This is a genomic window from Anaerostipes sp. CAG:276 (assembly GCF_000432215.1).
Taxonomy (GTDB): Bacteria; Bacillota; Clostridia; order Lachnospirales; family Lachnospiraceae; genus Anaerostipes; species Anaerostipes caccae.
On sequence record NZ_FR889197.1, the window covers coordinates 96,042 to 114,091 of the forward strand.

Here is an 18,050-nt window from a genome sequence, read left to right on the forward strand (position 1 = left end):
AATAGTATCACTTTGTGAAAGTTATGTCAACAGTATTCGTTAATTTATTGTCTATTTATATTGTATATTCATCATCTTTGTGCAAACTGTTGAATATATCAAGGTAATCTTGTGAAAAAATGCTATGATTCCTCCACACGAATGTAAAATCATGAACTACCGGAAAATCTTTTAATTCCAGTTTTCTCAGTATACCGTCTCTTAATTCTTCTCCTGCGGCTGCCTCATACAGGAAGGTAATCCCACACCCTTCATCCACCAGTTTTTTTATCATATGCAGACTGCTGGCCTCGTGGTTTTTCTTAAAGTCTCCGATCTTTAAGTTCCTTCCCTCCAGACTTTTTTCCATAATCTCTCTCGTACCTGATCCCGCCTCTCTTGTTATCAAAGGTTCAGAAAGCAGATCTTCCAGCACCTCCGGTTCCTTTTGAAAACAATAGTCTCTTCCGCAGACAGCAATATAGGATTCCCTGGAATATATGCGGTAATCATATTCCTTCTTTTCAAAATATCCTTCAACCATGGCAAAATCAATCTCGCCCTGATCCAGCTGATTCAAGAGATCCTCTGTATTTGCGATCCTTATGGAAACTTCTGTGTCGGGATGCATTTTAATAAATTCAGCAGCTGCACGGGGAAGAATAAAATCTCCGATCGTCAAAGTGGCTCCGAAATAAATCCTGCGTTTTCCCTTTTTTATTTCCTGAATTTTATGTTTTAAGTACATCTCATCGTGCTGAAATGTCATAGCCGCATTCCGGAACAGATCTCCTTCTTCGGTAAGACTCAGCTTTTTCCCTTCCATCTCAAACAGCTTTATCCCGTATTCCTTTTCAAGCCATCTTATATGCTGTGACACCGCAGGCTGTGTAATATTCAGTTTCTTAGCTGCCTTTGTAAAATTCATCTGTTTACATACTTCAAGAAATGTAAAAATCCTAAAATCCAGCATATCATTCTCCTTTGTCTTGAATATCTATAAAAAAAGACATCCCCGCAAATCAGAATGTCTCTTCTCTCCTATTCTGAACTTTTCCTGCCTCTGATACTCTGTCAGATCAATCGGCATCCAATTCGTCCAGCAGTTTGTTCAGTTTTTGACCCTCATCCTCAGATATTCTCTCGCTGAGAGCACTGATAAATTTTTTTGCTGATCCGTCAAACCAGATATCCAATACCTCTTCTGCCTTGACTTTCTTGTAGTCATCTTTTTTGACAACCGGCTTCACATACGAAAATTTGCCCCGTCTCTCAACCACCGCATATCCCTTTGCTTCCAGATCAAAAAGAAATGTGCGCACAGTCGTTCTCTTGTAATCTTTACCATACTTATCCTTCAGCTCTTCTATTAATGTCAAAAACGGGATCTCTTCTTTCTCATAATTCCAAATACATCTCATTACTACTGATTCTGCTTCTGTTAATTTTGCTCCGCTCACTTAAATGCATCTCCTTTTCATTCTTTGACTATGTATACAGTCAGATTAACATATATGAACGGTTTATTCAATAGAAATTATGAGAAATGTATATATTCTTTTATTTCACAGCCAAAATCATCAAAATAAATTATCATATTATAATTATATATAATTTTATGTTATCATCATGTCATGATATAATTTTTTCTGTCGCTGTCCCCAGCGATTATAAAAAATGAAAGAAAGAGGATCATAGTTATGAATTTTTTAAAAGTCCATTGGTCAGGGCTTCTGCTCTGTATCGGAATCTCTGTGCCCGCATGGTTTCTGGGAAATCTGGTCCCGGTGATCGGAGGCCCTGTATTTGCCATTTTAATCGGCATGATATTGACGCTGCTCATCAAAGACAAAGGTACCATGCAGCCCGGAATTGCCTTTACCTCAAAGAAAATATTACAGTATGCGGTCATCCTCCTCGGATTCGGCATGAATCTTACCGATATCCTGGCAAAAGGGCAGCAGTCCCTGCCCATCATTTTGTCTACCATCACTACTTCTTTGATCGTGTCGTTCCTATTGTACAGACTTCTTCACATGGATCCCAAAGTTTCTGCACTGATCGGCGTAGGCTCTTCCATCTGCGGAGGCTCTGCCATCGCGGCCACAGCACCTGTGATCGAAGCCGATGATGAGGAGATTGCACAGTCTATCTCCGTTATCTTTCTGTTCAATGTGATTGCTGCTCTTGTATTTCCAGCACTCGGAAATATGCTTCACCTGTCCAATGAAGGCTTTGGACTGTTTGCAGGCACAGCCGTCAACGATACATCCTCCGTCACTGCCACCGCAGCAGCATGGGATGGAGTTCATGGCAGCAATACATTGAATGCTGCAACGATTGTGAAACTTACAAGAACTCTGGCAATTATTCCGATCACTCTGGCGCTTGCGATTTTCCGTGCCGGGAAAAAGGAAGAAGCATTGGAAGAAAGCGGCTCAAATTTCAGCCTGAAGCAAGTTTTTCCGATGTTTGTGCTGTTTTTTATCCTTGCCTCTGTTATCACAACTGTTTTTTCGCTTTCTCCTGTAGTGACAGATCCTTTAAAGAATCTAAGCAAGTTTTTTATCGTTATGGCAATGGCGGCCATCGGACTGAATACTCACATTGTAAAACTTATAAAAACCGGAGCAAAACCGATTTTTATGGGATTCTGCTGCTGGGCAGCTATAACTTTGGTAAGCCTTGGAATACAAAGTGTCATCGGAATTCTATGACATTTTCCACATGATTTCCGTTCGGCTCTTAGAATGCCTCACTCCAATCATGTTGAAAATGGACGTAATGTCTGTTGGAGTAGGACCTCTGTCAAAAAAAGGTGACACTTTTCGAAAGTTATTTACCTCTATTGGAGGAGCGCATTTCAAAAGTGCCACGGAAATAGGGGTGAATAACTCATAGAATTCTCCCATAATAAAAGAAGCTGTCGGCTTTCAGGCCAAACAGCTTTTTTTATCATATCATTGTCTATTACGGATCAAATCATTGATGACTTCCCCTGCCGCAATCAGACCTGCTGCAGAGGGTACAAATGCAACACTTCCCGGCACTGCCCTTCTTCCTTCCTTCTCTGAAAGGTCAAACTTAGGCTCCAGTGCCTTTTCCGTGGAATAGACTACTTTCAAATGTTTCACGTCTCTCTTTTTCAGTTCCCTGCGCATCACTCTTGCCAGCGGGCAAACAGATGTCTTATAGATATCTGTCACCTCAAATTTTGACGGGTCCAGCTTGTTGCCTGCTCCCATACTGCTGATGATCGGTACACCGGCTTTCTGTGCCTGCATCACAAGTTCGATCTTTGCAGTCACCGTGTCTACTGCGTCTACCACATAAGAATACTTGCTAAAATCAAATTCCGATGCATTTTCCGGCAGAAGAAAACACTTGTGGATATGAACCTCTGCCTCCGGGTTAATCTCCAGTATCCTTTCCTTCATGACTTCCACTTTGACCCTACCGACAGTGCTGTGCGTGGCGATGATCTGACGGTTGATATTGGAAACGGACACCGTATCCTTATCGATCAGGTCAAAAGTTCCGACACCGGTCCTTGCCAATGCCTCTGCCACATATCCGCCAACTCCCCCGACACCGAATACGGCCACACGGGAATTTTTTAATCTTTCCACCGCTTCTTCTCCCAAAAGCAGTTCTGTTCTGATCCATTGGTTTTCCATATCATTCTCCGATAATTTTGATCAGCACACGCTTGTCCCGTCTGCCGTCGAACTCATAATAAAAAATCTGTTCCCATGTCCCGAAATCCAGACGCCCTTCGGTAATGGCTACAACAGCTTCCCTGCCCATGACCGTCCGTTTCAGATGGGCATCCGCATTGTCCTCAAATCCGTTATGCCGGTACTGGCTGTAAGGCTTTTCCGGTGCCAGTTTCTCAAGCCATTTCTCATAGTCATGGTGCAGTCCGGATTCATCGTCATTGATGAAAACACTTGCCGTGATATTCATGGCATTTACCAACACCATGCCTTCTTTTACACCGCTTTTATCCACAGCATCCTGGACTTTATCCGTAATATTCACAATCCCCCGTCTGGACGGCAGATGAAAATGCAGTACTTCTCTGTATGATTTCATAAAACCTCCTGGATATTATATAAGTGATATTTTAGTTTTCTTCCTACAATATCTTACCCCATACAACATCCGTCTGCAACAGACATTACATCCTTTTACCTGCCTTTTTATCCGTATGAAAATTGTCCTTATTTACTTCTAAAAATTTCTGTGCCTGCACGGGAGAAGCAAACCGAATATTCTCCCCCGTCAGATATCTGACAGCCTCATTCCATTCCCTCGCGCTGAAACGTTCAGCCTTAACAGAACCGGCGATAAAACATGCCACAGGAAACCAAAAACTGGTAGGCAGATCGGACATTTCCTGACAGCCCGCCTCCTCTGCCAAATATTCTAAAAGCCTGTTCCTCAAATCTTTTTTCTTCTGTATCATATCTTACCTCCAGCGAACGATAAAGCAGACTTTTTCGTTCACTCAATGTATACTGTAAGAAATGAATTTATCTCTTAAAATATCAATATTTTTTGCAGTTTTATGTATAAAATGGACTGAATGATAATCTCTACCATTTCTTTTACTTCTGTCCTCTCACCCACCTAAGAAATGTATCCTGGGCAATCTGAAGCTGTGCAGCGGCTTTTCTCGATGAGATTTCACCCCGTTTCCACTTTTCTTTTAATTCATAAAATTTCTCCGGTATCGGTTTCCTCGGCCTCCCAAAATGAACGCCTCTCAGTTTGGCCGCTCTGATTCCTTCCTGTTGGCGCTTCTTTATGTTTTCCCGTTCTGTCTGGGCCACATAGCTTAAGATCTGAAGTACCAGATCGGCGATAAATGTGCCTGTGAGATCATCCTGTTTTTTTCTCGTATCCAAAAGCGGCATATCGAGAACAACGATATCGGCTTTGATTTCTTTCGTGACGATCCTCCACTGCTCCAGGATTTCGCCGTAGTTCCGCCCAAGCCTGTCTATGCTCTGGATCACCAGTACATCTCCCCTCCTCAGTATCTTTGTCAGTTTCCTGTAACTGGGTCTGTCAAAGTTTTTTCCGCTCAATTTGTCCAGGTAAATCTTCTTACTCTCCACCCCGAACGCTTCCAGTGCAAGAAGCTGTCTGCTCTCATTTTGGTCCCTGGTTGACACACGGGCATAACCATAAATATTTGATTCCATAAACTTTTCCTCCATATAAAAATAGTATCCCGTCAGAAGCAGGATACTATTTATTATGGAGCTTTTGAAAAATTTTTTACATTTCCTTTATAAACATATGCTGCAGATATTCCCCCTCAAACCGCTTTACAAAATAATCGCATTTGCACAAGAAAAGATAATATACGTTCAGCCCGCATCCGGATAAAGTTTCATAATTTCCCTGTCCTTTTGCTATGATCAAGTCAGCTCTCTCAATCAATTCTTTTGCTTCCCTGCTGATCCTGTTTAAGCTGGTCCCTGCGATTCTCGTACCATTTCCAATCACCCTGGCTTCGTCAGGAAGACCCACCTGTACTGCATCCTCCATAGACGCATCATTCGCCACACATGCTCCGCGAACAATCACTGTGACATTAACCTGGGGATATGATTTTTTCAGTTCCTGGATCAAAACCTTATCCACCACGATCTCACCGCAGTTATCTGTAATATAGACAAGGTTTTCTGCAGAACTCAGATCTGTCCGAAAGGAATCGTAAACCTCAGGTTTCAGCCCCTTTTCTCCGTTTTGAAACAGAAGCTGTTCCAACTGATCCCCGTCAACCTCGCCCAGAGCGATATAGTCTATGTAGTTTCCCGCCTGCGCTGCCCGAATCGCTGTGGCCACCGGATCTTCTGACGCCTCAATTCTTCTTCTGATCTCCGGCTCTTTTTTAAGCATCAGTTCATTAAAATGCTTCTTCAGCGGATCAAAGGCTGTCTGCTCCCCAAAATGCCGCTCATACAGTTCTGTAAATTCAGCCAGATATTCCGGCGGAGACAATTCTAAATCCTCATCTCTTAAAACTGCCCTCACCTGGTCAAGAAACAGCTGTTTCTTCTCTTCGTTCTGCTCCTGTTCCACTTTCCGCTCTTCACTCCGAAACAGACATTCCCTGCAATATTTCCCTGTCCTCATAATTTTCCTTTCCTTATCCCTGAATCACTGACTCATAAAAATCATAGTATTTTAATATCCGCATGAAAGTCAGCCGCTGCCGGACATATGGAGATACTCTGGCTGTCAATGCTTTCATCCTCTTTTCAAGTCCAAGGTCTTCCAGGGAACTGACTCCGCCGGCCTGGTCAAGGTATGCCCTTAACGTTTCTGCCTTCGGCACCTGCTCAAGGATCTCTATGATCCGGTCTTCTTTTTCTTTCAGTACAGAGGGTGAAATCTGATCCAGCACATTCGGTTGATTCTCATCTAATATAATATCATTCAATCCCCTGCCTGCAAAGCATTTCCTTATCAGTTCTTTCTCTAAAGGCACAGATCTTTTTATACCGTAACGGCCATTTCTCAGACATTCTGCTGCTCTGTGATAAATCTCAGAAGAGATGACCAGGCCGGTGCCTACTTTTTCTCCGTGGTAAAAATCAAGACAGGAATTGACTGCCTCCATCTCCCACAGATGAGACATATGATGCTCTGTCCCTGAAGCAGGACGGGAATTCCCCACCATCTGGATCGCCAGTCCGGAAAGCAGGAGACCGTACATGAGCTGTTCATAAGCAGATATCTCACCCTTCTTTAGTCCCGGAAGACTTTTACACATAATCTCAAGAGCCTCTTCCTCAAAGCCGCAGACTCTCGGGCAAAAATATTCTCCTGTCAGCAGATGTGCCAGCTTCCAGTCCGCAAGCGCCGTATATTTCCCCAGCAGGTCACCTACACCCGAAGCTGTAAGGCGGAGCGGAGCTTCTTTCAGCACCCTGCTGTCTGCCGCAATGATCTTCGGCGCACAGGAGGGCACTGTCTTTTTAAATCCCTGAAGTGTCATAGCCGCAACTGTAGATGTGTAGCCATCCACACTGGCAGCCGTCGGCACAGATATAAACGGTATTCCAAGGTCAAAGGCACAGTATCTGGTAATGTCGTGAAGCGTGCCGGACCCGACCGTGATCAATGCATCCGGCCGTTCTCTTCCTTTCAGCTGTCCCATCACATATGCCACACTGGTTTCATCCGCATGGACCCCGCTCCCCTTCAGCATGACTGTTTCTGAAATATGAAGCAGCTGTTCCGTCTGTTTCCCGGCTATTTCATAAGTATTTTCATCGCAGATCATGACAAGATTCTGATAAGGTGTATCTTTCAGCAAAAGCGGCAGTTTTTCGACAGCTCCCTCCTCCAAAAGAATCTTATCAATATCTGCGTGATGTTCTCTTTGGCAGGAGCAGGCTCCCTCCAGCTTTTTTAAGTCAATCTCCATCAAAAAACCTCCTCTCATTCAGACAACAGGGACCTGCATCGCAAGTCCCTGGAAAATAGTGCCCGGTTATGATATAATACATCTGTAAGAAAGAAATGCTCTGCCGACGCTTCGCCCCAAATGAAGACTGTCTATGAGTGTTTCTTTTTTCTTTCTGCGCTGTATCTTCATCATTTTAACCCTTTCTGCATATGCTCTTTGAAAAATTCATTCAGCAGTGCACAAATCTGCGCCGGTGCATTCAGAACTTCGAGCTTAGCCATTTCTGCTTCATTGGATATCAGCAAAACCAGAGTACTCAGCACCTCCACCTGCTGACTCGGCTCTTTAACGCCCAGAACAAAAGCAAACTTTGCGTTCACCTGGATTTCAGGCTCTCCCATGTGCGAAAACAAAACCGTTTCTTTAAATCTTACAAAAGATATGGATGCCTCTCTTACATGTTCCACATCCGTATGCGGAATTGCAATCTCATATGATTCGGTCTTTAGACCTGTAGGATAAACTGCTTCCCTGCTCTTCAGCCCATCGGCAAAACTTTCCTTTACTTTGCCTTTTTCATAAAGCCTTTTCCCGATCTTATCAAAAAACTGGTCTTTGTCTTCAAACGTTTCATCCAGCCAGATGAGATCTTCTCTGAAAATCTGCTCCATTCTGTTTCCTCCCTTTATTTGCCTTAAAGATTCTTTTCTACTTCCTCATACAGTTTCCCGGTCCCCATCCATGGATATAAAAGACACAATCCCTGCAGTACCGGAAGCGATGTATTCAGATTGCCTGTAGCAGTAGAGATCACCATATCATGGCCTTCTTCCAGACTTTTTAAGTCCGTCACCTCATATGTATTTACAAATGTCACCTCGGCCATTATGTTCTTTTCTTTCAGTCCTTCTTTCAGAAGCTCTGCCGCCTTTTGGGCTTTTTCTTTCTTCATGCCTCCGGCCAGCAGTAAAGAAGTCTCTCTCATAACATCACTCTCCTCTTAGAATTCTTCCAGGATCGCTTTTGTCCTGCTGATGCCGATCCGGTCAGATCCCGCCTCGATCATAGCCATACAGTCTGCCAGGTTATTGATTCCCCCTGCGGCTTTCACATGGACTTTTTCTGAAACTGTCTCCCTCATGAGTCTGATATCCTCTGCTGCAGCCCCGGACGGCGCAAAACCTGTGGATGTCTTTACGTAAGCAGCTCCTGCTTCTTCTGTCAGCTCACAGCCTTTCCTGATTTCTTCTTTGGTAAGAAACGCTGTCTCAAGAATGACTTTTACAATGCCCGGTGTCGCATTGACCACTGCCTCGATGTCCTTTTTTACATCCTCGTATTCACCATTCCTCAGTGCCCCGATATCAATGACCATATCAAGCTCCACTGCCCCTCTTGCATAAGCATCCACTGCCTCCGCCACTTTTGAAAACGTCGTATGTGCTCCGGAAGGAAATCCGATCACGGTTCCAATCTTTACGTCCGTACCTGCAAGTACTTCTCTTGCCATATCCAGATTGCACGGGTTAATGCAGACAGATGCACAGTGATTCTCCTTTGCAAACTGAAGTCCTTCCATAATCTCTTCCCTCGTCAGCTGAGGTTTTAACAATGAGTGGTCCACTTTGCTTAAAAATTCTTGTTTTGTCATTTCCATAATCTTTGTTCTCCTTTAATTCATAAATAAATGTGTTGTTTAGCCGAACAGTGAAAATACCTTAACGAAAAGCCATGAAATCAGGTTTGCCCGGTCCAGGTTTCCGATCTGGGAAGCTCCCGCCGGCATTTTGATTCCTGCAGTCAGGGCCATCTGTGTCTCGATCGGCGCCAGATTCGTTGCCATCAGTAATACACATGCCATAACGACCGTTCCCACGATCAGTGCCCGGATGACATTTCCCTTTGACATGGCAGTGATCAGGCATACGATGAACGGGATGACCGCCAGATCTGCAAACGGCAGCAGTTTATTTCCAGGCAGCACAATCGCCAAAAGAATTGTGATCGGCACGAGCAGAAGCCCTACAGCGATAACTGACGGCTCTCCGAGTGAAACTGCCGCATCCAATCCGATAAAAATCTCTCTGTCTCCGAAATGCTTAGCCATAAACTCCCTGGCAGCCTCTGAGATCGGGATCAGTCCCTCCATGAGAATCGCTACCATCTTCGGCATGAGATACATGACCGCAGCCATCGTGATGGCAAGCTGTAAGATGGCATCAATTTTCTGTCCCCCTAAAAGGCCCAGCGCAAGGCCGATGATCAGCCCCATGGACATCGGCTCTCCAAAGATACCGAACCGTTTTCTGATGGTCTCCGGATTTGCATTCAGCCTATTGAGTCCCGGAATCTTGTCAATCAGCCAGTTTAAAGGCACGACCAGCGGCAGAAATCCAAGTGCCGTCAGATGCGGAAATGAAATGCCCGGCATACCGAAGAACTTTTCCACAAAAGGCTGGGTATAATCTGCAAGGATCAGAGCCAGAATGGAAAGTGCACTGGCTGCAATAATTCCCATCGGCAGACTTCCGCTCACGGTTGTCACCGCATATCCAACGAAAGCGAACTGCCAGTAATTCCAAATGTCCACGTTCATAGTCTTCGTAAGTTTCAGCGTGAGCATCACGAAGTTGATCACGAGTCCAATCGGTATCATCAGACCTGCCGCTGCCCACGCCCAGGAAATGGACGACATGGCCGGCCATCCGATATCGATGACCTGAAGGTCCAGTCCCAGGCGTTCCGTCATGGCCTGCGCCACCGGACCCAGCTGATCCGTCAGCAGCGTAATGACCAGGTTGATTCCTGTGAATCCGATTCCTATGGTCACACCGGACTTAAATGATTTTGAAAATCCAGCACTCATGATGAGTCCGAACACGAAAATAATGATCGGCAGCATAACTGTGGAACCCAATCCCAATATAAAATTTAATATTTCCATACAATTCCTCCCATTGTACCCTCATTCATCTACGGTACTTTGTGGCCCTTGACTGCCGTCCAGATCATAAACCACTGTTCTGGCGTCAGCCGGTATTTCAATGCTTTGACTGGTCTCTCTGCCAATCCGATTTCTCCTGAACCTGTAATCGGAATCGGCTTTGCCGGATGGGAGAACAGCCATGCGAAGGCCACTTCATCGATATCTTCCGCACCGATCTCCTCCCGGATGACTTCTAAAACTTCTCTGAGCCTTATTTCCTCTTCTCCCTGCCCGGTAAAGATCCTGCCTCCGGCAAGCGGAGACCAGAGCATAGGATGAATCCTCTCTTCCAGGCAAAGATTCATGACTCCGTTTTCCATATTTCCCATCCTGAGCGGAGAAAGTTCGATCTGATTCGTGATCAAAGGTACAGTGAGATAAGATTTCAGCAGGCGGAATTCGTCCGGCAGAAAATTCGATACTCCAAAGGTCCTTACTTTTCCTTCCTTTAAAAGGGTTTCAAACGCTCTGCTGATCTCTTCCGGGTCCATAAACGGACTCGGACGGTGCAGGAGCAGTGTGTCCAGGTGATCAATCCCCATATATTTCAAAGATTTCTCCACCTGTCCGATGATGTAGTCTGTACCGTAGTTATAATATTTGACACGTGCAGTTTCTGACTTGTAGACAATTCCGCACTTTGAAATAATCTGCATTTTGTCTCTGAGATCCGGCCTTTTTTTCATGGCTTCCCCGAATTTCTCTTCGACCGTGTAGTCCCCGTAAATATCTGCGTGATCCATCGTCGTGATCCCCAGGTCAAGACATTCTTCCAGATAGCGGATCAATTCATCGGTTGAAAGATTCCAGTCCAGAAGTCTCCAAAAACCAAGCACCACTCTGGAAAACTCAAGGCCTTCCGCCATTGTTACATATTCCATGTTTTACCTCCATCATACATCCTCATTCTTCCAGACCTCTTAAGACCGTCAGAATTTGTTCATCAACAGCTTCCGGTTTGATCCCTGTCAGATAGTTAATGGCAAATACCGACGGTGTCGTTACTGTTTCAGGAACTCGCGTGCTCGCAACGATCAGGTCAAATTCCGGAGCCATTTTTTCTACCTCCACAATTTTTACCTGCTGTACTTTTACTTTAAATCCATTGTCCTTGCAGAGATTCTTAACCCGGTTGGCAATCACCGTGCTGGTAGCAATACCGCTCCCGCAGGCGATCAAAATATGGTATTCCTTCATGTCATCCACCTCCTTTCCTTTTTATTTATTTTCAAAGACCGGTTTTGCGGTCCTTAAAATTATTTGGACAAATACTCCGCCGTATCCTGGTCCGTGACCAATATATCGATATATCCTGCCTCCAGCGCGGATCTCACGGAGTCATATTTTTCTCTGCTCTCTACCACACAGATCTTATTGGGAATTTTTTTTAACTGTTCTTCGGTAATCCCTATGCACCTCTCGGTAATATTTTCACAGCATATTTGGCTGTTCTTATCCAGGAAAACAACAGAGACAACATCACAGATAGCGTCCTCCTTTTCCAACTGTCTTAAGTCTGCCTCAGATATGTAGCCCGACTTTTTGATACTGCTGTCCTTTGCCAGCGGATTGCCAAGACTGAAAACCGCATATTCTGCCTGAGATGTGCGCTCGATTACACGTTTTACCTGGTTGTCGTCTGACAAAAATGTTTTCTCTTCTTTATTTTTCACAAGTGCCGGAGCGATCAGGGACAGCGATCTTCCCCCTGTTTTTTTTGCCAGGTTGGACGCTATGGTCGTAGCGTGCATATCCAGTTCGCTCTGTCCGTGTCCTCCGATGATCGGTGAAAACAACAGCTCCGGATCATCCATCTTCTGAATATAATCCGGGATCAGACGCATCGTGGACCCCCACCCGACGGCGACTGTAGAACCGGATTCCAAATGCCGTTCCAGATAATAGGCAGCAGCGGAGGCTACCTGTTCCTTTGAAGAATTTCCGATGGATGTGTCTACGATGACCACATCCTTTAACTTATATTTTCCTTTGATGTCCTGTTCCAGTTCCGGATAAACGCCGGAATAATCTATGATGATCCTTACGATACCTTCTTCCTTCGCCTTCTGAAGAATTCTGGATACTTTCATTCTTGACAATCCGGTCTGCTTTGCGATCTGCTGCTGGGTCATATTTTCTTCATAATACAACTTGCTGATCATAGTCATAGTTCTTCTCTGCATATCCATGTCATCACCTCTTTTTGTTCATTTGAACATATACTGTTATTTTGTTCATCTTTATAATATAACACTTATGTACAAAAGTCAATACAATTTGCCCGCAGGAAAATTTTCTCAGCAAAAAAGGATATGAGAACTGTTTTCAGTACAGTTCTCATATCCTTTTTTAGTTTTGGCATTCAGTCCGCCGTCTAAGATTTCAAAAGTTTCCGGTATTCCGGGTGCTTTTCAAACCACCGCACCGCATAGGAACAGGTTGGGATTACCTTCATCCCTCTTTCTTCCAGCTGTTCTGCCGCCGTTTCCAATAGTTCTCCGGCCACTCCCTGTCCCCGCAGGGAATCATCTACAAAGGTATGGTCTATGACGGCCGTGCCTTCAGACACTTCGGGAAATGTTACTTCTGCTATCACATGTCCTTCTTGATCTTTGGCAAAAATCCGGTGATCTTCACTCTGAAATTCCATTTGATCGTCTCCTTTTCCTTCATTACAGATAATCAATGCTGTAAACACCATTTGTATTCTTTCCGATTTTGGAGACTTTTATATAATACGTTCCCGCCCCATGCTTCAGACGATATTTTCTTTCCTTCTGTCCTGAGAGTTTATAAATCTTCAGTGGTTTTTTTCTGCCTTTTTTATAAATTGTAAACTTCAGTTTTCCAGAATTCATGGAAGTACTGATTTCAATGTAACGTTTCTTTTTCGCTGTCTTTCTGGAGATCCGATACCATCTGGAAGCTCTTTCTGTATCTGTATACAAATCTGTCTGAAAGCTTTCCAGCGTAATTTTTTTAGCTTTTGACTTTTTTGTCTTATATTTCTTCACAACCGTTTCGGGAACATAACCAATCAGATACGGCGTACCCGTCTTCCCCTTCACGGCAGCTCTGTAATTCCCCTTCGCCAATCCATAAACAGACCTGGATAAGGCCTTCTCATAATCATCATCAGCTGTCTTGGTTTTTGAAAGCATCTTCCATCCGGCCTTTGTCTTCCGCTGTATATTATATGACAGCTTCTGGTCTGTAAAGGGAAGTATCGGCAGCATCGCCATAGATCTTTTTTTCAGAGTAAACTCATGATAAAAATAACCTCCGGTGGCTGTCTGCACATAAGAATCATTTTTCCTTAACACCTTTTGATGATCTTCCATCAGATCGGCTTCTACGGTAAAACTTCTAAACTTTTCGGGTAGTTTTAGGGAATACACTGTTCCTGCAGAAACAACCTTCATAAGAAGTCCTTCCTTCTGATATTCCTTTACCTCTTTTCCTGAAGCATCATATAACGTACCACAGGCATCAGCCATATCTTCAGATTCACCTCCGATTACGAGCAGTCCGGATTGATCTGCATAGATTTTAACTGTTTTGCCCTGCCATGAGGAGCTGTACTTGTATCCTTCTTCACCCGGCATCTCACCTATGGAGCGGTACTTTTTAACGTGAATCTCCGCCTGGTTCTTCCCGGCTGCCCTTCTGCCTTTGTTATACTCTGTTCTGTTTTTTACTTTCAGCAGATCTGTGACATCTGTCTTTTCTTTCGCTGAAACCGGGACCAAAATACTTCCTGCTGCCAACGCAGCAGACAGAAAAATTCCCATCAGCTGTTTCCGTCTTATTCCCATAACCATTCCTCCTGTCAGGTTGTCTGTTTATTATAGCAAAGCCTAAGGAGAAATTTGTAACAAAACTATGTTAGATCTATTACAAATCAATATTCACCGCTGTCGCCGAAAGTAAGAAGGTACACACCCTTTTTAAGCCGGATGCCGATCCATGTTCCCTGCTCATCTGCATGAAATGTCCGGTACCACTTCGGTGTTCCCTCTTCCTTCACATTCTCCGCCTTAAAATCTGCCATGCTCCAGCCGGCTCCTATAAGGACAGACCCTATGATCAGAAATACCGCACTCAATATAAGACATTTCTTTTTAAAACTGCTGATACTCATACGTTTTTCCTCCTTATCCTGGTAACTGTCCCCGCCAGCCATTTACTGAAACTGGCTGTTACTTTTACAAAATATTTTCCTAAAACCCATGTCAGCAGACCTGTCAGGATGAAAATACCGGCAGACAACATGCCGACGCCCAGCTGAATGACCCCTGCCGCAGAATTCTGGAAAACGATGACTGCCGCGCCGCCCATACTGACTACTGACAGAATCAGGCCCGCCACTGAGACTGCTCCGGTGCACAGCGGAATACACCAAATGACAATGTAGGCAGATAAGACCAGCAGCACCGCTGACAGCACAATACAAAATCCCGCAAGCATCAGGGAACCCCAAAGCGGAAAACCAAGGACCAGCAAAACTGCGACCAAGACTTTCGTCCCCCGGGACATCGGCGCCTTCATCTGTGACTGCTGTTCCTCCAGAATCTCCTGTGCGATCAGCCCCGGATTCCCGATCTGCTCTACCGCTTGCTCCTCCGTATATCCGTCCTCCATATAATCGTCAATGATCTCATTGTAATAGGAGAGCGATTTTTCTCTCTCACTCTTCCCAAGACTTTTTAAAAGCCGGTTAAGACTTCCTAAAAACTCTTCTTTACTCATGTTCTGCCGCTCCTTTCACAAACTCATAAATACCCATAATCTGCTGCCACTCATCCAAAAATTCTCTGATATGGTCTCTTCCCTTTTCTGTTATCCTGTAATACTTTCTGAGACGGCTGTTGTGTTCCACCGTGTAAGTATCCAGATATCCGCTGCTTTCCAGACGTTTCAGAATCGGATACAGCGTTGACTCGGAAATCTTAATACATCCCGATACATCTTTGATGATCTGGTAACCATAGGAGTCATCCTCACAGAGGGCAGCCAGAATACAAAACTCTAAAAAACCTTTTTTCAACTGTGTATTCAATCTATCGCCTCCTTATGCATTATACTATATATTACATAGTATAATGTGTCAAGATGTATTTTCAATTTCATCCTAGATCTATTCGTAAAAAATAGAAAAAAGCCAGCGAATCCTTTTTTCAAAGACTCATTGGCTTTTCACGTTTTATATATTTTAATTTACTGCAGGTTCTTTCTGAAATCGGCAAATTCCCTGGCGTCTGCCATGGCTGCCAGCGCTCCTTCCCTGGTTGTAGTATAAGCCGCATAGGCGTTGGCAAAATCCAGATACTCCTTTAAAGTCCCGAAATTCACCGCTTCCAGATCCGTCACATTATCCCTCAGAAGCTGGTATAAAAATGCTCCGATAAAGGAATCACCGGCTCCGGTCGTATCTCTTACGTCAATGGAATATCCCGGTGCTTCCGTCATTCCATGTTTCGTATAGATCTCCGCACCGTCTTTTCCTTTTGTATAGATGACATACTTCGTCCTTCCGTTCAGCAGGTCAGGCACTGCCTCCCTTATATCCGTATGTCCTGTGATAAACTCCAGTTCTTCATCTGAGATTTTTATAATATCCGCAAAAGGCAAAAATTCATTGACTGTCTCTTTCAGTTCCTGTAAGTCATCCCACAGTGAAAAACGGAGGTTTGGATCAAATGATACAAGCACGTCTTTGCCGTTTGCCATGTCAATTAATTTCTTATGTGCATCTTTCATGGGTGAATTCACCAAGTCTACGCTGCAGAAATGGATCATCCCGCAGTCATCCAGAACATCCGGCTCAATGTCATAGACACTGTAGCGGAGATCTGCGCTGTTTTTGCGGTAAAACTTAAAATCCCTGTTTCCGTCTGATGCCAGAGAGACAAAGGCCAGAGCCGTCTCTGCTTCTTTGTCCCGTTTAATATGACTTGTGTCAATTCCAGCCTCATCAAGTACTTCAACTATATAATCACCGAAGGGATCGTCTCCAAGTTTTGTCAAAAACTTGGACGGAATCCCAAGTTTCGTCACCGCACCGGCTACATTGGCAGGAGCCCCTCCTGCTACTCTGGTAAAGGACGGTACATCCTTTAATCTCTGTCCTTTCACTTCCGGAATAAAATCAATCAGTGCCTCTCCGATTCCGCATAATTTTCTGGTCATTCTCTTTCTCCTATCTCCAGAGGCCGCAGGCAATAGATCTTCATGGTACCCGAACAGTCCCCGTCTATGCTAAGCTTTCCCTGGCTGCTGTATACCCTGGTGGTAAAGACTTCTTCACCGCCGTTTACAAAAATTTCAAGAGAAGTAGTGTCTGCGAAAATCCGCAGGTCTTTTAATTCATCCAATGCGGCACATCTTGTCGTCCTGCCCTCACCAAAATCCCCCAGATCAAGGGTGAGCAGTCCGCTGTCATAGGATAAGGTAACGCCTTCCTTTAAAGTCAGAACCATATCAGCGCAATGTCTGAATCGAACCTCTGCTTCATACAGTTTCAGATTGCTCTCCATCCTGCCCTGTTCAGAAAATGTACAGATCAGTTCTCCTTTTCTCATCTGTTCCATCTCCTTTATGGGCTGCTGAATGATCCTTCCATCCTTTATGTGCAGTTCCCTTGGGATTGTCAGTGCGTGCTGCCATCCATGCTCAACGGTCGGATTCGTGTAATCGGCATCCGGAATCCCCATCCATCCGATCAGGATACGGCGTCCCTTCTCGTCCTCAAAGGTCTGGGGTGCGTAAAAATCAAAGCCCCTGTCTAACTGCTGAAACTCTGAATTATCGCAGATCTCATATAATTTGTTCTCAAAGTCATAATCCATCTTCACCGCTGTACACTGATGAACATTCTGGTAGTCAATGCCTTTCGGTTCTACCCCCTGAGGGCATGTGATCAGCATCATCTGTCCGTCCAGTTCGAACAAGTCCGGACACTCCCACATATAACCGAACGGTTCTTTCGGAACGATCCGGTCAAAATACTCCCAATGAGACAGATCCTTTGAATGAAACATCAGGATCAGTCCATGACTGTCTATATCCCTGGCTCCCTGGACCATATAGTAATCATCCCCCCGCCGGATGATCTTCGGGTCCCGCACATGGCAGCTCATATCCTCAGGATAATCGTCCGTGGTCATTAAAAGGTCTTTTTCAGAAAAATGATATCCGTCTTTGCTGGCCACATGAATCGTGTTGCTGCCACGCCCTGAGTTGATGTAATCGTAATCATCCCTGTCAAAATACTTGATATTCCCTGTATAGAAATAGTGAATCGTATCTCCTTTTACAAAGGCGGAACCGGAGTAGACGCCGTGAGCGTCAAACTCCGAATCCGGAAATAATACCGGTCCTTCATCTATATAAGAAATAAAATCTTTTGTCGTATAATGCCCCCAAAGCTTCAGTTCTCCGGTCGGTTCAAACGGGGTGTACTGATAATAGATATGGTAGGTGCCGTGAAACTGGCACAGTCCGTTGGGATCGTTGAGCCATCCGGTCTTAGGCATCAGGTGAAATTTAAGCCGCATCGGATCTTTCGCTGTCTCTTCTCTGTCACTTTCATGTTCAGCATACCACTTTTCATAGTCTTCTTTCAATACTTTATTATACTTCTTAAACATGATTTCC

Annotated in this window: 23 protein-coding genes; 1 reads left to right on the forward strand and 22 read right to left on the reverse strand. The window is 44.5% G+C overall.

Annotation, left to right across the window (positions count from 1 at the left end; genetic code table 11):
- Positions 1-55 precede the first annotated feature (55 nt).
- Together QVP35_RS11040 and QVP35_RS11045 are read right to left on the reverse strand one after the other, a co-directional pair.
- Positions 56-952 (reverse strand): LysR family transcriptional regulator, encoded by an 897-nt coding sequence (locus QVP35_RS11040; protein WP_009288894.1) that lies wholly within the window; start codon positions 950-952, stop codon positions 56-58.
- Positions 953-1,058: 106 nt separating this feature from the next.
- Positions 1,059-1,439: a BlaI/MecI/CopY family transcriptional regulator gene (locus QVP35_RS11045; RefSeq protein WP_006565981.1), complete on the reverse strand. Its 381-nt coding sequence runs from the start codon at positions 1,437-1,439 to the stop codon at positions 1,059-1,061.
- Between the two features lie 240 nt (positions 1,440-1,679).
- Between QVP35_RS11045 and QVP35_RS11050 the strand changes: the two genes are divergently transcribed.
- Entirely contained in the window at positions 1,680-2,696 is a 1,017-nt protein-coding gene (locus tag QVP35_RS11050) for a YeiH family protein (protein WP_009288895.1), read from the forward strand.
- Between the two features lie 243 nt (positions 2,697-2,939).
- On the opposite strand, the gene QVP35_RS11055 is transcribed toward QVP35_RS11050, so the two are convergent.
- From QVP35_RS11055 to QVP35_RS11150, 20 genes are all read right to left on the reverse strand, one after another.
- The gene (locus QVP35_RS11055; RefSeq protein ID WP_009288896.1) at positions 2,940-3,656 is read right to left on the reverse strand and encodes a tRNA threonylcarbamoyladenosine dehydratase; all 717 of its coding nucleotides are present in this window, start codon (positions 3,654-3,656) and stop codon (positions 2,940-2,942) included.
- Between the two features lies 1 nt (position 3,657).
- The gene (locus tag QVP35_RS11060; RefSeq protein WP_009288897.1) at positions 3,658-4,074 is read right to left on the reverse strand and encodes a secondary thiamine-phosphate synthase enzyme YjbQ; all 417 of its coding nucleotides are present in this window, start codon (positions 4,072-4,074) and stop codon (positions 3,658-3,660) included.
- A gap of 85 nt (positions 4,075-4,159) precedes the next feature.
- Positions 4,160-4,447: a hypothetical protein gene (locus tag QVP35_RS11065; RefSeq protein ID WP_006565985.1), complete on the reverse strand. Its 288-nt coding sequence runs from the start codon at positions 4,445-4,447 to the stop codon at positions 4,160-4,162.
- A 142-nt stretch (positions 4,448-4,589) separates the two neighbouring features.
- Positions 4,590-5,189, reverse strand: coding sequence for a recombinase family protein (locus QVP35_RS11070; protein WP_009288898.1), 600 nt, complete (start codon positions 5,187-5,189; stop codon positions 4,590-4,592).
- Positions 5,190-5,265: 76 nt separating this feature from the next.
- Entirely contained in the window at positions 5,266-6,129 is an 864-nt protein-coding gene (locus tag QVP35_RS11075) for a damage-control phosphatase ARMT1 family protein (protein ID WP_009288899.1), read from the reverse strand.
- Positions 6,130-6,142: 13 nt separating this feature from the next.
- Positions 6,143-7,426, reverse strand: coding sequence for a sn-glycerol-1-phosphate dehydrogenase (locus QVP35_RS11080; protein WP_009288900.1), 1,284 nt, complete (start codon positions 7,424-7,426; stop codon positions 6,143-6,145).
- Between the two features lie 170 nt (positions 7,427-7,596).
- Positions 7,597-8,079, reverse strand: coding sequence for a PTS sugar transporter subunit IIA (locus tag QVP35_RS11085; protein WP_009288901.1), 483 nt, complete (start codon positions 8,077-8,079; stop codon positions 7,597-7,599).
- Between the two features lie 23 nt (positions 8,080-8,102).
- Positions 8,103-8,393, reverse strand: coding sequence for a hypothetical protein (locus QVP35_RS11090; RefSeq protein WP_006565990.1), 291 nt, complete (start codon positions 8,391-8,393; stop codon positions 8,103-8,105).
- Between the two features lie 15 nt (positions 8,394-8,408).
- Complete coding sequence (deoC, locus tag QVP35_RS11095) at positions 8,409-9,065, reverse strand: deoxyribose-phosphate aldolase (RefSeq protein ID WP_006565991.1); 657 nt, start codon at positions 9,063-9,065, stop codon at positions 8,409-8,411.
- Positions 9,066-9,104: 39 nt separating this feature from the next.
- Entirely contained in the window at positions 9,105-10,352 is a 1,248-nt protein-coding gene (locus QVP35_RS11100) for a PTS galactitol transporter subunit IIC (RefSeq protein ID WP_009288902.1), read from the reverse strand.
- Between the two features lie 29 nt (positions 10,353-10,381).
- On the reverse strand, positions 10,382-11,275 hold the full coding sequence (locus tag QVP35_RS11105) for an aldo/keto reductase (RefSeq protein WP_009288903.1): 894 nt from the start codon (positions 11,273-11,275) through the stop codon (positions 10,382-10,384).
- A 22-nt stretch (positions 11,276-11,297) separates the two neighbouring features.
- A complete protein-coding gene (locus QVP35_RS11110) occupies positions 11,298-11,591 on the reverse strand; it encodes a PTS sugar transporter subunit IIB (protein WP_009288904.1) in 294 nt (97 codons plus the stop codon).
- 59 nt (positions 11,592-11,650) lie between these two features.
- The gene (locus QVP35_RS11115) at positions 11,651-12,583 is read right to left on the reverse strand and encodes a sugar-binding transcriptional regulator (RefSeq protein WP_006565995.1); all 933 of its coding nucleotides are present in this window, start codon (positions 12,581-12,583) and stop codon (positions 11,651-11,653) included.
- A 185-nt stretch (positions 12,584-12,768) separates the two neighbouring features.
- Positions 12,769-13,044, reverse strand: a complete 276-nt coding sequence (locus QVP35_RS11120; protein WP_009288905.1) for a GNAT family N-acetyltransferase — start codon at positions 13,042-13,044, stop codon at positions 12,769-12,771.
- 22 nt (positions 13,045-13,066) lie between these two features.
- A complete protein-coding gene (locus QVP35_RS11125) occupies positions 13,067-14,209 on the reverse strand; it encodes a hypothetical protein (RefSeq protein ID WP_009288906.1) in 1,143 nt (380 codons plus the stop codon).
- Between the two features lie 86 nt (positions 14,210-14,295).
- Positions 14,296-14,535, reverse strand: a complete 240-nt coding sequence (locus QVP35_RS11130; RefSeq protein ID WP_009288907.1) for a hypothetical protein — start codon at positions 14,533-14,535, stop codon at positions 14,296-14,298.
- Complete coding sequence (locus QVP35_RS11135; protein ID WP_009288908.1) at positions 14,532-15,143, reverse strand: DUF1700 domain-containing protein; 612 nt, start codon at positions 15,141-15,143, stop codon at positions 14,532-14,534. Before QVP35_RS11135 ends, QVP35_RS11130 begins: the two co-directional genes overlap by 4 nt.
- A complete protein-coding gene (locus tag QVP35_RS11140) occupies positions 15,136-15,453 on the reverse strand; it encodes a PadR family transcriptional regulator (protein WP_006566001.1) in 318 nt (105 codons plus the stop codon). Before QVP35_RS11140 ends, QVP35_RS11135 begins: the two co-directional genes overlap by 8 nt.
- A 158-nt stretch (positions 15,454-15,611) precedes the next feature.
- On the reverse strand, positions 15,612-16,583 hold the full coding sequence (locus tag QVP35_RS11145; RefSeq protein ID WP_006566002.1) for a carbohydrate kinase family protein: 972 nt from the start codon (positions 16,581-16,583) through the stop codon (positions 15,612-15,614).
- On the reverse strand, positions 16,580-18,043 hold the full coding sequence (locus QVP35_RS11150; protein WP_009288909.1) for a glycoside hydrolase family 32 protein: 1,464 nt from the start codon (positions 18,041-18,043) through the stop codon (positions 16,580-16,582). The genes QVP35_RS11145 and QVP35_RS11150 overlap by 4 nt, the downstream gene beginning before the upstream one ends.
- Positions 18,044-18,050 lie beyond the last annotated feature (7 nt).

What these genes read in the sequence shown, in the direction of transcription:
- QVP35_RS11040 (WP_009288894.1), bottom strand. Translation starts at nt 952, where the DNA reads ATGCTGGATTTTAGGATTTTTACATTTCTTGAAGTATGTAAACAGATG.
- QVP35_RS11050 (WP_009288895.1), top strand. Translation starts at nt 1,680, where the DNA reads ATGAATTTTTTAAAAGTCCATTGGTCAGGGCTTCTGCTCTGTATCGGA.
- QVP35_RS11055 (WP_009288896.1), bottom strand. Translation starts at nt 3,656, where the DNA reads ATGGAAAACCAATGGATCAGAACAGAACTGCTTTTGGGAGAAGAAGCG.
- QVP35_RS11060 (WP_009288897.1), bottom strand. Translation starts at nt 4,074, where the DNA reads ATGAAATCATACAGAGAAGTACTGCATTTTCATCTGCCGTCCAGACGG.
- QVP35_RS11065 (WP_006565985.1), bottom strand. Translation starts at nt 4,447, where the DNA reads ATGATACAGAAGAAAAAAGATTTGAGGAACAGGCTTTTAGAATATTTG.
- QVP35_RS11070 (WP_009288898.1), bottom strand. Translation starts at nt 5,189, where the DNA reads ATGGAATCAAATATTTATGGTTATGCCCGTGTGTCAACCAGGGACCAA.
- QVP35_RS11075 (WP_009288899.1), bottom strand. Translation starts at nt 6,129, where the DNA reads ATGAGGACAGGGAAATATTGCAGGGAATGTCTGTTTCGGAGTGAAGAG.
- QVP35_RS11080 (WP_009288900.1), bottom strand. Translation starts at nt 7,426, where the DNA reads ATGGAGATTGACTTAAAAAAGCTGGAGGGAGCCTGCTCCTGCCAAAGA.
- QVP35_RS11085 (WP_009288901.1), bottom strand. Translation starts at nt 8,079, where the DNA reads ATGGAGCAGATTTTCAGAGAAGATCTCATCTGGCTGGATGAAACGTTT.
- QVP35_RS11090 (WP_006565990.1), bottom strand. Translation starts at nt 8,393, where the DNA reads ATGAGAGAGACTTCTTTACTGCTGGCCGGAGGCATGAAGAAAGAAAAA.
- deoC (WP_006565991.1), bottom strand. Translation starts at nt 9,065, where the DNA reads ATGGAAATGACAAAACAAGAATTTTTAAGCAAAGTGGACCACTCATTG.
- QVP35_RS11100 (WP_009288902.1), bottom strand. Translation starts at nt 10,352, where the DNA reads ATGGAAATATTAAATTTTATATTGGGATTGGGTTCCACAGTTATGCTG.
- QVP35_RS11105 (WP_009288903.1), bottom strand. Translation starts at nt 11,275, where the DNA reads ATGGAATATGTAACAATGGCGGAAGGCCTTGAGTTTTCCAGAGTGGTG.
- QVP35_RS11110 (WP_009288904.1), bottom strand. Translation starts at nt 11,591, where the DNA reads ATGAAGGAATACCATATTTTGATCGCCTGCGGGAGCGGTATTGCTACC.
- QVP35_RS11115 (WP_006565995.1), bottom strand. Translation starts at nt 12,583, where the DNA reads ATGGATATGCAGAGAAGAACTATGACTATGATCAGCAAGTTGTATTAT.
- QVP35_RS11120 (WP_009288905.1), bottom strand. Translation starts at nt 13,044, where the DNA reads ATGGAATTTCAGAGTGAAGATCACCGGATTTTTGCCAAAGATCAAGAA.
- QVP35_RS11125 (WP_009288906.1), bottom strand. Translation starts at nt 14,209, where the DNA reads ATGGGAATAAGACGGAAACAGCTGATGGGAATTTTTCTGTCTGCTGCG.
- QVP35_RS11130 (WP_009288907.1), bottom strand. Translation starts at nt 14,535, where the DNA reads ATGAGTATCAGCAGTTTTAAAAAGAAATGTCTTATATTGAGTGCGGTA.
- QVP35_RS11135 (WP_009288908.1), bottom strand. Translation starts at nt 15,143, where the DNA reads ATGAGTAAAGAAGAGTTTTTAGGAAGTCTTAACCGGCTTTTAAAAAGT.
- QVP35_RS11145 (WP_006566002.1), bottom strand. Translation starts at nt 16,583, where the DNA reads ATGACCAGAAAATTATGCGGAATCGGAGAGGCACTGATTGATTTTATT.
- QVP35_RS11150 (WP_009288909.1), bottom strand. Translation starts at nt 18,043, where the DNA reads ATGTTTAAGAAGTATAATAAAGTATTGAAAGAAGACTATGAAAAGTGG.